This is a genomic window from Gordonia cholesterolivorans, from assembly GCF_039531975.1.
GTDB lineage: Bacteria > Actinomycetota > Actinomycetes > Mycobacteriales > Mycobacteriaceae > Gordonia > Gordonia sihwensis.
This window is the reverse complement of sequence record NZ_BAAARB010000008.1, coordinates 17,957-32,663: the sequence shown is the minus strand read 5'-3', so window position 1 is coordinate 32,663 and position 14,707 is coordinate 17,957. Positions and strand designations below refer to the sequence as shown.

The 14,707-nt window shown below is 69.6% G+C and carries 11 protein-coding genes and 1 other RNA gene; 3 read left to right on the top strand and 9 right to left on the bottom strand.

The window, feature by feature from the left end; genetic code table 11:
• Positions 1-7 precede the first annotated feature (7 nt).
• Together ABFX36_RS09200 and glnA are read right to left on the bottom strand one after the other, a co-directional pair.
• Entirely contained in the window at positions 8-3,016 is a 3,009-nt protein-coding gene (locus tag ABFX36_RS09200) for a bifunctional [glutamine synthetase] adenylyltransferase/[glutamine synthetase]-adenylyl-L-tyrosine phosphorylase (protein ID WP_062366641.1), read from the bottom strand.
• 11 nt (positions 3,017-3,027) lie between these two features.
• Complete coding sequence (glnA, locus tag ABFX36_RS09195; RefSeq protein WP_006895243.1) at positions 3,028-4,365, bottom strand: type I glutamate--ammonia ligase; 1,338 nt, start codon at positions 4,363-4,365, stop codon at positions 3,028-3,030.
• 210 nt (positions 4,366-4,575) lie between these two features.
• Here glnA and panB point away from each other — a divergent pair, with 210 nt between their 5' ends.
• The 3 genes from panB (at position 4,576) to ABFX36_RS09180 (ending at position 7,952) form a co-directional block, all read left to right on the top strand.
• Entirely contained in the window at positions 4,576-5,424 is an 849-nt protein-coding gene (gene panB / locus ABFX36_RS09190; RefSeq protein WP_006895242.1) for a 3-methyl-2-oxobutanoate hydroxymethyltransferase, read from the top strand.
• A gap of 85 nt (positions 5,425-5,509) precedes the next feature.
• Entirely contained in the window at positions 5,510-6,469 is a 960-nt protein-coding gene (pip, locus tag ABFX36_RS09185; protein WP_006895241.1) for a prolyl aminopeptidase, read from the top strand.
• A gap of 1 nt (position 6,470) precedes the next feature.
• Positions 6,471-7,952 carry a CYTH and CHAD domain-containing protein gene (locus ABFX36_RS09180; protein ID WP_006895240.1) on the top strand — a complete coding sequence of 494 codons (1,482 nt, stop codon included), beginning with the start codon at positions 6,471-6,473 and terminating at the stop codon, positions 7,950-7,952.
• A gap of 10 nt (positions 7,953-7,962) precedes the next feature.
• On the opposite strand, the gene ABFX36_RS09175 is transcribed toward ABFX36_RS09180, so the two are convergent.
• From ABFX36_RS09175 to cobC, 7 genes are all read right to left on the bottom strand, one after another.
• Entirely contained in the window at positions 7,963-9,387 is a 1,425-nt protein-coding gene (locus tag ABFX36_RS09175) for an RNB domain-containing ribonuclease (RefSeq protein WP_039866933.1), read from the bottom strand.
• Between the two features lie 50 nt (positions 9,388-9,437).
• Positions 9,438-10,028: an LGFP repeat-containing protein gene (locus tag ABFX36_RS09170; RefSeq protein WP_006895238.1), complete on the bottom strand. Its 591-nt coding sequence runs from the start codon at positions 10,026-10,028 to the stop codon at positions 9,438-9,440.
• A 214-nt stretch (positions 10,029-10,242) separates the two neighbouring features.
• An RNA gene (rnpB, locus tag ABFX36_RS09165) (RNase P RNA component class A) lies at positions 10,243-10,659 on the bottom strand.
• 52 nt (positions 10,660-10,711) lie between these two features.
• Positions 10,712-11,335 (bottom strand): histidine phosphatase family protein, encoded by a 624-nt coding sequence (locus tag ABFX36_RS09160; protein WP_045538702.1) that lies wholly within the window; start codon positions 11,333-11,335, stop codon positions 10,712-10,714.
• A 50-nt stretch (positions 11,336-11,385) separates the two neighbouring features.
• On the bottom strand, positions 11,386-12,144 hold the full coding sequence (locus ABFX36_RS09155; protein ID WP_006895235.1) for a zinc ribbon domain-containing protein: 759 nt from the start codon (positions 12,142-12,144) through the stop codon (positions 11,386-11,388).
• Entirely contained in the window at positions 12,141-13,286 is a 1,146-nt protein-coding gene (locus ABFX36_RS09150) for a Nif3-like dinuclear metal center hexameric protein (RefSeq protein ID WP_006895234.1), read from the bottom strand. Before ABFX36_RS09150 ends, ABFX36_RS09155 begins: the two co-directional genes overlap by 4 nt.
• Positions 13,283-14,425, bottom strand: coding sequence for an Rv2231c family histidinol phosphate aminotransferase CobC (gene cobC / locus ABFX36_RS09145; protein WP_081598072.1), 1,143 nt, complete (start codon positions 14,423-14,425; stop codon positions 13,283-13,285). The genes ABFX36_RS09150 and cobC overlap by 4 nt, the downstream gene beginning before the upstream one ends.
• Between the last annotated feature and the right edge of the window lie 282 nt (positions 14,426-14,707).

Below are 14,707 nucleotides of genomic sequence, written 5' to 3'. Positions count from 1 at the left end.
GGGTCGATCAGCTCTCGAATACCTCCACCACGACGGCCTTCGCTCGTCGCGTCACCCGCATGTAGTGCTCCAGGAACTCCTGCGCCTCGTCCTGCGGCCATCCCGCAGCGTACGCGACCGATCGCAGAGCGCGCCCCGGCCCCGGCAGTTGATCGACCGGCTTGCCGCGCACCAGCACGAGCGCGTTGCGCGCCTTGGTCGCGGTCAGCCAGGCGTCCGCCAGCATGTCCACCTGGTCCTCGGTGAGCAGCTCCAGCTCCCGGATCGCCTCGAGTGTCTCGAGCGTGGACGTGTTGTGCAGTTGCGGGTACTTGTGCGCGTAGCGCAACTGCATCAACTGCACCGTCCACTCGACGTCGGCGAGCCCGCCGCGGCCGAGTTTGGTGTGAGTGGCCGGATCGGCGCCGCGCGGCAGTCGTTCGGAGTCGACGCGGGCCTTGATGCGCCGGATCTCCCGAACAGCCTCCGCGGACACCCCGCCCTCGGGGTACCGCGTCACGTCGATCATGTGGAGGAAGCGCAACCCCAGGTCGGAATCGCCGGCCACCGAGTGGGCGCGCAACAGCGCCTGCACCTCCCACGGCTGGGCCCATTGGCGGTAGTAGGCCTCGTACGATCCGAGGGTCCGGACGATGGGCCCGTTCTTCCCCTCGGGCCGCAGACCGACGTCCACCTCGAGCGGCGGATCGGCGCTCGGCGTCCCCAGCAGACTGCGGACCTGGTCGGCCACCGTCTGCGCCCAGCGCAGCGCCTCCGATTCGTCGACGCCGTCGGCCGGCTCGCACACGAACAGCACGTCGGCGTCCGACCCGTAGCCGAGTTCGCCACCGCCGAGCCTGCCCATCCCGATGACGGCGATCCGGGCCGGCGCCCGCGCCCCGCGGTCCAGCGTCGACGCGATCACCTTGTCGAGCGCCGCGCCGAGCACCGCCGCCCAGACGGTCGACAGCGCCCGGCACACCTCCTGCACCGACATCAGCCCGAGCAGATCGGCCGAGGCGATCCGCGCGAGTTCGGCGCGTCGATGCGACCGCGCCACGGCGATCGCCCGGTCGAGGTCGGTCGCCCGCATGGTGGAGGCGACCAGACCTTTCACCACGTCGGCCGAATCGACCTCGGTGAGCTTGGGTCCGGTCGCCCCCGTCGAATACAGCTGGATCACGTCGGGCGAGCGCATCAGGAGGTCGGCGATGTACTCGCTGGTGCCGAGAACGTGCATCAGCCGTTCGGCGACCACCGCGTCGTCGCGCAGCAGGCGCAGGAACCAGTCGACGCCCACCACCTCGTCGCACAGCCTGCGGTAGTTCAGCAGGCCGGCATCGGGATCGGGGGTGTCGCTGATGTGCTCGAGCAGACTCGGCAGGATCAGCATCTGGATCTGGCCGCTGCGCCCCGGCTCCGATCCGAGCACCCGGATGTGCGCGAGCGCGCGATCGGGGAACGCCCAGCCCAGCACGGCGAGCTGACGCTTGGCCGACTCGTCCGACAGCCGCAGCGCCCCCTTGTCGAGTCGGGCGACCGACTCCAGCAGCGGACGGTAGAAGAGCTTCTCATGCAGCTGCCGGACCCGGGTCCGCTGTTTGCGCAGCTCGCGGCCGAGGACCTGGGTCGCGTCCTTGTCGCCCTCGGGCCGCACGTGCGCCGCCCGCGCCAACCACCGCATGGCCGCGGTGTCGTCGGGATCGGGCAGCAGATGAGTGCGCTGCAGCCGCTGCAGTTGCAGGCGATGCTCCAGCATCCGCAGGAACTGGTACGACGCCGAGAAGTTCGCGCCGTCGTCACGCCCGATGTACCCGCCGTCGGTGAGCGCGGCGAGAGCGTCGACGGTCGACTGGACGTGCAATTCCGGATCCACGCGGCCGTGAACCATCTGGAGCAGCTGCACCGCGAACTCCACATCGCGCAGTCCGCCGCGCCCGAGCTTGAGATTGCGAGCCTTCTCCTCCGGCGGCACCAGTGCCTCGACCCGGCGGCGCATCGCCTGCACCTCCGGTACGAAGTCGTCTCGTTCGGACGCGTCCCAGACCATCGGCGAAGTGGCCTCGATGTAGGCGGCGCCGAGCTTCATCGATCCCGTCATCGGGCGGGCCTTCAGCAACGCCTGGAACTCCCAGGTCTTGGCCCACCGACGGTAGTACGCCACATGCGATTCCAGCGTCCGCGTGAGGGCGCCGCGCTTTCCCTCCGGCCGCAGTCCCGCATCGACGTCGAAGAACGCCGACGAGCCGATGCGCATCATCTCCCCCGCGATGCGCGCCGACACCGAGTCCGCCGGCTCGGCGACGAAGACCACGTCTACATCGCTGACGTAGTTCAGTTCGCGCGCCCCGCATTTGCCCATCGCGATCACCGCGAGATCGATCTCGAGGGGATCCTCGTCGAGCACCGTCGCGATCGCCACCGCCAGGGCCGCGGTCATTGCGGCGTCGGCGAGATCGGACAGGCGTGCCCCCACCTCGGGCAGATACAGGACGGGCTCGTCTTCGACCGTCGCCGCCAGATCGTGTGCCGCCAGGACGAGTAACTGGTCCCGGTAGGCGCAGCGCAGCGCGGCTACCGCGTCCGGACCGGTGACCCCGGCGCGGTACAGGAGATCTCCGCGTTCGTCCGCGCCCGGCTCGGGGGTCGCGGCCACCGCGCTCAGCAGCGACTCGCGGACCGCGATCTCGTCCGGCAGCTCGTCGTCGAGAAGCAGCCGCCACGTGCCGGGCTCGGCGACCACGTGGTCGCCCAGCGCGTCCGACCCGCCGAGCACGGAGAGCAGACGCCCCCGGAAATGCTTGTTACGGGCCATCAGCCGGCTGATCTCCGGCCAGGCGTCGGGGTCGGCGTCGCGGAGCCGGATCAGCGCGGCGAGGGCCAGATCGGCGTCGGCCGCCCGCGAGAGCGACCACAACAGGTCGATGTGCTCCGGTTCGGTCCAGCCGAGTGAGGCCAGACGCGCGCGCGCCTCGGGCTGCAGCAGACCGAGGCGGCCGGGGCTGGGGACGGTGGAACGGCCACGGGAAACAGTCACACGTGCCTCCCTTACAGCGGCAGGTAGTTCTCGAGCTCGTACGGCGTCACCCGGCCGCGGTACGCGTTCCACTCCGCGCGCTTGTTGCGCAGGAAGTAGTCGAAGACATGCTCACCCAGCGTCTCGGCCACCAGTTCCGACTTCTCCATCTCGACGAGCGCATCGGCGAGTGAGCCCGGGAGCTCGCGGTAGCCCATCGCGCGACGTTCGGCCTCGGTGAGCGCCCAGACGTTGTCCTCGGCCTCGTCCGGCAGCTCGTACTCGTTCTCGATCCCCTTCATGCCCGCGGCCAGGAGCACCGCGAACGTCAGGTAGGGATTGCACGCGGAGTCGGGTGTCCGGATCTCCACGCGGCGCGACGACGCCTTGTTCGGTGTGTAGAGCGGCAGCCGGATCATCGCCGAGCGGTTGGCGCCGCCCCATGTGGCGGCGGTGGGGGCCTCGTCGCCGTAGATGAGGCGCTTGTAGCTGTTCACCCACTGGTTGGTGACGGCGCTGATCTCACCGGAATGCTTCAGAATCCCCGCGATGAACTGCTTGCCGACCGTCGACAGCTGCATCGGGTCGTCGGGATTGTGGAAGGCGTTGGTGTCGCCCTCGAACAGACTCATATGCGTGTGCATCGCCGAGCCCGGGTACTCGCTGAAGGGCTTGGGCATGAAAGTGGCGCGGACCCCGTCGCTGAAGGCCACCTGCTTCACCAGGTAGCGGAAGGTCATGACGTTGTCGGCCATTGACAGTGCATCGGCGTAACGCAGGTCGATCTCCTGCTGCCCCGGCGCGCCCTCGTGATGCGAGAACTCCACCGAGATGCCCATCGCCTCCAGCGCGTCGATCGCGTGGCGGCGGAAGTTCGGTGCCAGGGCATGGAACGCCTGATCGAAGTAGCCGCCGCGGTCGGCCGGAATCGGCGGCGTGCCGTCGATCGGCTTGTCCTTCAACAGGAAGAACTCGATCTCCGGATGGACGTAGCAGGTGAACCCCTGATCGGCCGCACGGTTGAGCTGCCTGCGCAGCACGTTGCGAGGGTCGGCCCAGGACGGCGAACCGTCGGGCATCGTGATGTCGCAGAAGATGCGCGCCGAGTACAGGTCGCCCTCGTCGCGCCACGGCAGGATCTGGAAGGTCGACGGGTCGGGCTTGGCCACCATGTCGGCTTCGGACACGCGAGAGAAGCCTTCGATCGCCGACCCGTCGAAACCGATGCCCTCGGCGAACGCGCCTTCCAGTTCGGCCGGCGCGATCGCCACCGATTTCAGATAGCCGAGGATGTCGGTGAACCACAGTCGGACGAAGCGGATGTCCCGCTCTTCGAGGGTGCGCAGCACGAATTCCTGTTGGCGGTCCATACCCGAACCTTAGAGGGCCGCGGTTACGCGCGTGTTACACACGCGCGTAACCGCGCCCGCGCGCCAGGGCTTGTCACGACGGGCCCGCCGTGTGACCAATCCCACCGAACCGCGGGTTCTCCCCTCCTCGGCCCGGTGGAACAATCGAGGGCGTCCACACCAACCCGGGTACCCGCACGAGCGGGACTCGAGGCAGAAATGAGGCAGATCATGTCGGATGCACCCGTCTACGGCTCCACTCCGGACACCGGCACGCAGGCACCTCGCCGCGCGACCCGCGTCCACCATCTCGCGCAGTGGAAGGCCGAGGGTCACAAGTGGCCCATGCTGACCGTGTACGACTACTCCACCGCCCGCATCTTCGACGAGGCCGAGATCCCGGTCCTGCTCGTCGGCGACTCGGCCGCCAACGTCGTCTACGGCTACGACACCACCATCCCGATCTCGATCGACGAGTTGATTCCGCTGGTCCGCGCGGTCGTCCGCGGAGCACCGCACGCCCTCGTCGTCGCAGACCTGCCGTTCGGCACCTACGAGGCCGGTCCCCAGCAGGCGCTCGAGACCGCCGTGCGCTTCTTCAAGGAGGGCGGCGCGCACGCGGTCAAGCTCGAGGGAGGCGAGCGCGTCGCACCGCAGATCGCGGCGCTCACGGCTGCGGGCATCCCGGTCATGGGCCATGTCGGGTTCACCCCGCAGAGCGTCAACGGACTCGGCGGATTCCGCGTTCAGGGGCGCGGCGACGCCGCCGATCAGTTGGTCGCCGACGCCATCGCGGTGCAGGAGGCGGGCGCGTTCTCGGTCGTCATGGAGATGGTCCCGGCCGACGTCGCCGGGCAGATCACCCGCAAGCTGACCATCCCGACCGTCGGTATCGGCGCGGGCAATGAGACCGACGCCCAGGTGCTGGTCTGGCAGGACATGGCCGGATACACGCACGGCAAGACCGCCAAGTTCGTGAAGCGCTACGCCGCGGTCGGCGACCAGCTCCGCGAGGCCGCCCGCACCTACGCCGCCGAGGTCGCCACCGCCGCCTTCCCCGGCCCGGAGCACTCGTACTGATCCGAGCCGCGGTCACATCAGCCAGCGCCGATCACCGGTCTCGCACGGGCATGAGCGCCGTCGGCGCGTGACTTAGGCTGAGGGTATGCGCACCCTGTACCCACCGATCGAGGCCTACGAATCCGGACATCTGAACGTCGGTGACGGACAAGAGATCTATTGGGAGACTTCGGGTGACCCCGAAGGCAAGCCCGTCGTCTTCGTCCACGGCGGGCCGGGCGGAGGAACGGCGCCCAGACAGCGCCGGTTCTTCGATCCGGCCCGCTACCGGATCGTCCTGTTCGATCAGCGCGGCTGCGGACAGTCGCGGCCGCACATCGCCGACGGCGGCGACCTCTCGGTCAACACCACCGACCATCTGATCGCCGACATGGAGGCGCTGCGCGTCCATCTGGGTATCGACGCCTGGCAGGTCTTCGGAGGCTCGTGGGGATCGACCCTCGGCCTGGCCTACGCCCAGGCCCATCCCGAGCGCGTCACCGAACTGGTGCTGCGCGGGATCTTCCTGCTGCGCCGCAGCGAGATCGACTGGTACTACAACGGCGGCGCGGCGAACATCTTCCCCGATCTCTGGGAGACCTACCTCGATCCGATCCCGGAGGATCAGCGCGGCGGCGATCTGGTGGAGGCGTACCACCGGATTCTCACCGGCGCCGACCGCGAACGGGCACAGCGGGCCGCGACTGCATGGAGCACGTGGGAGAACAAGACGAGTTATCTTCTGCCACAAGATAACTCGGATCAGACTGATCGATTCGACCTGGCCTTCGCCACCATCGAGAACCACTACTTCATGAACCGCGGATTCCTCGCGGATGGACAACTGCTGGCGAACATCGACCGCATCGCGCACATCCCGGCGGTCATCGTCCAGGGCCGTTACGATGTGGTCTGCCCGATGCGCAGCGCCTGGGATCTGCACCGCGCCTGGCCCGCCGCGCAGTTGGAGATCGTCGACGACGCCGGTCACGCATCGTTCGAGCCGGGCATCGTCCACCATCTCGTCGAGGCAACCGACAGTTTCTCCCGCAGCAGGAGCGTATGACATGAGCCCCTCCGATTCGATCGAGATCGAGCTGAAGTTCGACGTCGACGCCGGACTCCCCGCCCCCGACCTCACCGGTCTCGTCGACGGCGGCACCGTCGGCGAGCCCACCACCTACCTGCTCGAGGCGACCTACTTCGACACCGCCGACACCGCGCTCGCCAGGAACCGGATCACCCTGCGTCGCCGGACCGGCGGCACCGATGCGGGCTGGCATCTGAAGCGACCGTCGTCCGTGCCCGGCGGACGCAAGGAGACCGCGGTCGGCTTCGACGAGGCCGGCGACGCCCAGGTGCCAGCGCACCTGCGCGAGCAGGTGCTGACCATCGTCCGGTCGGCGCCGCTGGTGCCGGTCGCGACGATCACCACCGACCGGACCGTCACACGCGTCCTCGACGCCGACGGCCGCTCGCTCGCCGAGTTCTGCGAGGATCTGGTCTCGGCCGAGTCCCTGCTGCCCGGCGGCTCCGTACACCGCTGGGCCGAGTGGGAGTTCGAGCTCACCGGCGGCGATGCGAAACTGCTCAAGCGGGCCAAGGGCGTCCTCCGCTCAGCGGGCGCGCGTGAGGCGTCGAGCGTCTCCAAACTGGCGCGGGCCATCGGCAGCCGGCCGCACGACGACCTCGTCCGGGCACTCCCGAAGAAAGCGACTGCGCTCGGCCTGGTGCAGTACGACCTCGCGGCACACCGCGACGCCCTCGTCGCCTGGGACCCGATCGCGCGGGAGAACGGCGAAGACGCGGTCCATCAGATGCGAGTGGCGGCACGAAAGATCCGGTCGATTCTCGCGTCGTACCCGGGCGTCATCGCACCCGAGGCCGCGGCACCGGTGGCCGAGGAATTGCGCCTGCTCGGCGAAGTTCTCGGCGACGCACGCGATCGCGAGGTCCGTCTCGCCGCCAACGCCCAGTTGCTGCACCGCGAGCAGGCGCCCGACGATCTGGTCCGGGCACTGATCGACGACGAGCGGCTCCACCACGAGCGCGCACTCAAGTCGATGCGTTTCGCACTCACGACGCTCCGCTATCTCCGACTGCTCGACGATCTCGACGCGTTGATCGAGGCGCCCATCCCGGGCCCCGCGGCCGCCCGGGACGCCCGCGACGTGGCCGCCGACGCCATCGGCCGCGCCTACTCACGGATGGTCTCGGCCGAGAAGCGGCTCAAGAAGTACAGCCCCTGGTCCGCGGAGTGGGTGGAGCAGTTGCACACGATCCGCAAGCGCGCCAAGGCGGTCCGGTACACCGCCGAGTCGGCCGATCCGCTCGGCAAGCGCGCCTTCCACCGGGCCGGCAAGGAGGCCAAGCGCGTGCAGAACCACCTCGGCGTCTTTCACGACACGGTGGTCAATCGGCGGCACCTGGCCGGGGTCGCGGCGAATCCGGATCTGAGCCGCGAAGCCCTGTTCGTCCTGGGCCGGCTCGACGCGCACGAGGAAGCCCGGGGACGTCGCGCGGTGAAGAAGTACCGCCGCACGAGGTGATCGCGCGGACTCACACCGCGCGGAAGGACACCTCCGGCACCGCCGGATCGGCCGTGACCACCTCCACCGTGCAGGGAGTCCCCGCCGCGGGTGCGTTCTCGCAGCGGGCGACGATCGCCGGGGATTCGATGAAGATCTCCGGCGGCCGCCGGCCGTCGGCTCCGCGCATCACGACGGCGTCGAACCGACGGCCGACCTGGTCGGACAGCACGACTGCCTCGGTGAGGTCGATACTCTTGCGCTCGGCGGTCGCGGCCACCGAGTCCGAGCCGCTCATGGTCTTCGGCAGTTCCGGCAGCACTTCGCGCACCCACGTCGGCACCTCCGCCCCCGCCGTGACGGCCAGCGCGACCTCGGTGGCGTATCGGTCGCCCAGACGACGCAGGGGTGCGGTCACGTGTGCGTAGAGTCCGCCGACCCCGGCGTGCTCGCGGCGCTCCGCGGGCAGTGCCGAGGACTCACCGGCGAGGGACAGGTAGCCGGCGCCGCGCATCAGTCGCGCCCCGACCGTCATCAGCGCGAGGGTGGTCGGCGCATCGGGTTCGAGCGTCGCGAGGAACTCTCCCGGAGAGAGTCCGTCGCGCCACTCGATCCCGAGGTGTGCGGCAGCCCGGCGCAGATCCTCCACCGCCTCCGTCGAGGCCGGCGGCAGGGTTCTGAGCAGACCGATCCCCGCGTCATTCTGGATCCGGCCCGCACACATCCCGATCAACAGCGACACCTGCGCATTCCATTGGTCGGCCGGCGTGCGCGGCGCCATCCGCAGCGTCCATGCTCGTCCGGGTTCGGTGTGGGGCACGATCTCCTGGTCGGGGAGGTCGAGTTGCACCGCACCGCGGGCGAGCGACCATGCCAGGCGCGTGCGGCCGAAGTCCGGCAGCGCCGCGATCGCCGGATGGAGCCGGTCTGCGGACAGGTCGGCCATCACCCCGGCGTAATCGAGGCGAGCCCGGGACCGGACGAGTGCCCGCGAGACCTCGACGCCCCGGCACTGGCCGTCGACCGCCACATCGGCCGTCCACAGAACGGCCGGTCGTCGTTGATCCGGCAAGAGCGAGCCGGCCCCCTCCGAGAGCGCCCGCGGATGCAGCGGAACGCTCCCGTCGGGGAAGTAGACGGTCTGTCCCCGCCGCCGGGTCTCCAGATCGAGGGCGCTGCCGGGCTCCACCAGTGCCGCGACGTCGGCGATCGCATAGTGGACCAGGAAGCCTCCGTCGTCGGCCCGGATCACCCGCAGCGCCTGATCGAGGTCCATCGATCCCGGTGGGTCGATCGTCACCAGCTCGAGGTCGGTGCGATCGACGCGCGCGTCCGCGAAGCGGTCCACGGCCGCGGCCGCCTGCTGCTGAGCCTCCGCGGAGAACTCGCCTGCGATCCCCATGTCACGGCGCAACTGAGCGAAATCGATTGCCGGCGCCCGCATTCTCCGCTGCATATCTGAACAGCATAGGAGCCGTGGCGGGCGGACGCCGGGCCCGCCTCGGGTCAGCCGGCCGGTGTCACGGTCACCTTGCCGCCGACGAACTTGATCGTGCCGTTGTCGTAAGTCTGTTCGAGACCGCCCTCGATCTTCGTCTCATCGCTGGTCGGGTAGCCCAAGCGGCCGTTCTCGTGGTTCAGCCGGCCCCACTCGTCGCCGATCTCGCCGTGCACGGCGTAGACCGCGCCGGTGGCCGGATTCTGGTACAGCGAGCCGTGTTCGAAGGTGATGAACGAACCGCCGGACTTGAGCTTCACGACGGGACCGAGCGGCTTGCCCAGGTAGCCGTCGGGTCCGCCGCGTTCGCCGTACGACTTCGCGATCGCCTCGTCGCCGATGGTGATCTGCTGACCGCCGACGGTGGTCAGCTCGGTGTCGGTGGTGATCGTCGTGGGTTTGGACGCCCCCGAATCCATCCCGTTCGGCTCCATCGCATCGGACGACGCGGTCGCACCGCTCGCGTTCGACATCGGGCTCGACATCGCCGCCGACGTGTTCGACGCCGAGTCGTCGTCGGACGAGCACGCGGTACCCAGCAGCCCGATGGCCCCGACGGCCACGACGACGGCGGCCACTTTCCTGGAATCGACATTCATGAACAGTCCCCTGCCTCGTTCGGTGCGTGTTGCCGCCCGCCGTCCTCCGCGGCGGTGCGTGGGCGAGATGCTATGTCGCGCCGTCCGCTTGCGCGGTGTTCGATGGCCGGATCACCGCGTATGAGTGATACGCGAGCCGGAATCGTGATGTGCGCTCGACCGAACCGTGAGAAAAGTGCGGTGCCCGCACCGCGCAGGCGGGCGAAGGAGAGAGCGAACGAGCCGGCGTGTAAGCCGGATCCTGTACCGGCCCGAGAGCCGGTGGCGACCATCCATCTGGACACACCGTCGCCGGGTGCCTCGAGCGGCCAACCCGCGAGCTCGGACGAGCAGTCCTCGGTCACTCGCGCACTCGCACACGCCGGCCGGCGGTGCGAGCTTCGGCCTTGCTCCGGGTGGGGTTTACCGAGCCGACACGGTCACCCGCATCGCTGGTGCGCTCTTACCGCACCGTTTCACCCTTACCCGCACGCCATGCGTGCGGGCGGTCTGTTCTCTGTGGCACTGTCCCGCGGGTCACCCCGGGTTGCCGTTAGCAACCACCCTGCTTCTGTGGAGTCCGGACTTTCCTCGACTCGGGCCTGCACGATCGCTCGTGCGGTTCCCTCGCCGCGGCCGCCCGGCCGACTCGTTCGCGAGATTCAGGATAGCCCGGCGGGCGGTCGGACACCGAATGCCGCGGGCTACTGCAGGTGTGCGGTGTCGTTCACGAGCCGGACCACCGATCCGCCATCGGGGAAGAACTCGACCACGGAGATCGACGCGAGGTCCAGATGCAGCCGGAAGAGCAGTTCCGGTCCCACCGTCAGCGCCTGTCGCAGCATCGATTTGATCGGCGTCACGTGTGAGACGGCGAGCACGGTCCGGCCGGGGAATCGGGCGACGATGTCCTCGCGGGTCGCGGCGATCCGCTCCTGCACCTGGGCGAAGCTCTCTCCGCCGGGCGGGGCGACGTCGGCGTCGGCGAGCCACCGGCCGTGCACCTCGGGGTCGCGGCGGGCGGCTTCGCCGAAGGTGAGTCCCTCCCACGCACCGAAATCCGTCTCGATCAGCCCGTCGCACACTTCCACCTCGGCGCCCAGCCGTTCCGCGGCGGCGGTCGCGGTATCCATCGCCCGCACCAGCGGAGAGGACAGCACCGCGTCGATTCGACCGAGGCCTCCCCCGCCGATCCGCTCGCCTGCCGCGGAGGCCTGTGCGCGGCCGAGGGCGGTCAGTTCGGGATTGCCGCGGCCGGAGTACCGACGGTCCACCGAGAGCGCCGTCTGGCCGTGCCGGAGCAGGACGATCCGGGTCGGCTCCTCCATCTGTCCCTGCCAGTTCGGCGACTTCCGCGGTCCGGTCCGGCGGTCGGCGGTCACTGAGCCGATCCGGGTCGCGGCAGACCCGACTGCTCGGTCCGCACCATGATCGCCCCGCACTCCTCGCAGCGCACCACCTCGTCCTCGTCGGCGGCGGCGATTCTCGACAGCGTCCGCGGATCGAGTTCCATCCGGCACGCGCCGCATCGACGCTGGCGCAGCAGTCCGGCGCCGACCTTGCCCTGCGACCGCAGCCTCTCATAGACCGCCAGCAGCGACTCGTCGACGCCCTCCACCACGGCCGTCCGTTTGACGGCGAGGTCGTCGATGCGTTCGTCGACCGCGACGCCCGCGGCGTCGCGCCGTGCGATCAGGTCGAGTTCGCGTTCGGTGGCGTGCAACAGCGCGGCCTCGGTGCGCTCGGCTTCCGCCGTCGTCGCCTCCTGCTGCTCCATGATCTCGAGGAGTTCGGTCTCCAGGTTCTCCGACCTGCGCTGCAGACCGGTCACCTCGTGCTGGAGTTCGGCAAGTGCCTTGTGGTTGAGCGCACCCGACTCGATCTGCGCCTGGTCGCGCCGCAGGTGCTCCGTCGTGCCCGACAGTTCCGCGTCGATGCGCTCGTACTCGCTCTGCAGATCGTCGACCGCCACCTGAGCACGGGCGCGGTCCTCACGGATCTTCTCCATCTCCTCGGTGAGTCGGGCCAGCTCCGCGACCTCCGGGAGGCTGCGGCGTTCGTGGCGAGCCTTCGCGAGATCGGCATCGATCTCGGCCAGGTCGAGCAGTCGGCGCTGCTGAGCGTTCGGGACCTTCACTGCTGCTCCTTGGGGCCGGCGATCACCGTGAAGGGATCGGTCGGGTCTTGGAATACGGTCGTCCGGCAACCGATCTCGGTCAGGATATCGGCGACGCTCTCGCACCACGGGAACTCGGTGGCCCAATGGCCGGCGTCGACCAGGGCCGGCGATCGGTCGCGTAGCGATTCGTCGACCACGTGGTGGCGCAGATCGCCGGTCAGGTAGACGTCGGCGCCGGCCGCGCTCGCCGCACCGATGAGCGAGTCACCGGCACCACCGCACACCGCGACGGTCTCCACCGTCGCAGCCGGATCACCCGCCCCGCGGACCGGCCACGCCGCGGCGGGCAGGACGCGTCCGGCGTGGGCGACGAACTGGCCGAAGGTCATCGGCTCGGGCAGTCGTCCCACCCGGCCCAGACCCACGTCACCGTCCGTGACGGCCTGCTCGAACACGTCGAAGGCCGGTTCCTCGTACGGGTGCGCCTCGCGCAGCGCACCGAGGACCAACCGGCGCAGATGCCGCGGCGCGACCATCTCGAGCCGTTCCTCATCCACCCGGGTCAGGGCTCCGACGGCCCCCACAGCGGGCGAGGCACCGTCCACCGGCAGGAATTGTCCGGTACCGACCACACTCCATTGGCAATTGCGGTACTCGCCCAGAGCGCCCGCCCCGGCGTTGAACATCGCCTCACTCACCTGATCCGCGCTGCCCTCGGGGACCATCACCACCCATTTGTCCAATGCCGGCGCGGGCTCGGGAGCCAGCGGCACGGTGTCGAGGAGACCGAGCGTCTCCGCGAGCGCATCCGACACGCCCCGGCGTGCCTTGTCCGCGTTGGTGTGCGCGGCGTACAGCGCGCATCCGCCCCGGATGAGGCGATGCACGATGCGGCCCTTGGGAGTGTCGGCGGCCACCGACGTGACGCCCCGCATCAGCAGTGGGTGGTGGGCCACGATGAGCGTCGCACCGGCTTCGAGCGCGGCGTCGACCACGGCGTCGGTGACGTCGACGCAGACCAGCACGCTGTCCGCGGGTTCGGCCGGGTCGCCGCAGACCAAGCCGACGGCGTCCCAGCTCTCGGCGAGCCGGGGCGGGTACACGCGCTCCAGCTCCGCGATCACCTCGTCCAGTCGCGGGCTCGGCAGACGGGGACTCATGTGGCCTCACTCTCTCGGCTCTGTCGGGTGAAGGGCGGTGCGTTCTCCGCCATCACATCTTGCAACGCGCCGACGAGCACGTCGGTGAGTTCCGGGCTCCGGACCGCGATGCGCAGATGGTCCGGTCCGAGCCCGACGAAGTTGGCGCAGCTGCGAACGCCGATCCCGCGGTGACGCAGGCGTTCCTTCACCTGCAGCGCGTTCGGCACCCGGATCAGCACATAGGATGCCGCCGCGTCCGCCGCGGGCGGCCACCCGCACTCGGCGAGCCGGGTGCTCAGATACGCGCGATGCGCTGCCACCGCCTCGCTCTGGGCCCGCGCGTACGCCTGCCCTTCGTCGCCGGCGCACACCGCGAGCGCGACGAGCGCGAGCGTGCCCAGCGGCCAGTGCCTGCGGCCCGTCGAGAGCCGCGCGATGATCGCAGGCGAGGCCAGCAGGTAGCCGGCGCGCAGCCCCGCGAGCGCGAACGTCTTCGTGATCGACCGGACGACGATCAGATCGTCGGAGCGCTCTCCTGCCAGCGACTGCGGTTCGTGGGCGCCGGTGACCGGGTCGAGGGTGAGATCGGCGAAGGCCTCGTCGATCACCACGGTCCGGCCCGGCCGCCGGAGCGAGTCGATGTGCGCGCGCGTGTGCAGCACGGACGTCGGATTGGTCGGGTTGCCGACCACCACCATGTCTGCGTCGTCGGGAACGTGGACGTCCGCCAGCGACCAGGGGTCGGTCAGGATCACCTGACTGATGCGCGCACCGGCGGCACGCAGCACGCGCTCGGGCTCGGTGAACGACGGCTGGACCAGCGCGACGTGTTTCGGTGCGAGCTTGGCGAGCAGTTCGAACCCTTCGGCCGCACCACCCAGCAACAGCACCTCCGACCGATCGCGGCCGTGCAGGCGCGCCACCGCGCTGGTGGCCGCGGTCAGGTCCGCCGCACTCGGATATCGGCCCAGATCGGCGATCCGATCGCGCAACGCCGAGACGAGGAATTCCGGCGGGCCCGGCCGCACGTTCACGGCGAAGTCGATCACACCCGGAGCGGTGTCCTCGTCGCCGTGCCGATCGGGATCGAAGAACTCGGCCGATCCGGACGGCGTCTGCTCAACGACGGACGTCGTCTGCGAGTTGCCCGGTTTCATGACCTCTGACACTACGTGCACGGTCGACGGCACGGGCCCGGGCCCCGCGCCCGGCACGTCGAAGGACTGCCGCGGCCACACGCCCGGCCTCGTCCGAGGGCGTCGGTCACGTGTGCGACGTACTACAGTCGAATGTGACAACGCCCCGAGTCGGGACGGTCGGCGTGAGGATCGGTTCCCCGGACAGGTCACGGCCGCGATGGCTGCCGCCGGGCACGCAGCCGTGATGGGAAGAACAACAAACGACTGGACTGCGACGCGGTTCACCAAATCGTGTGAGGA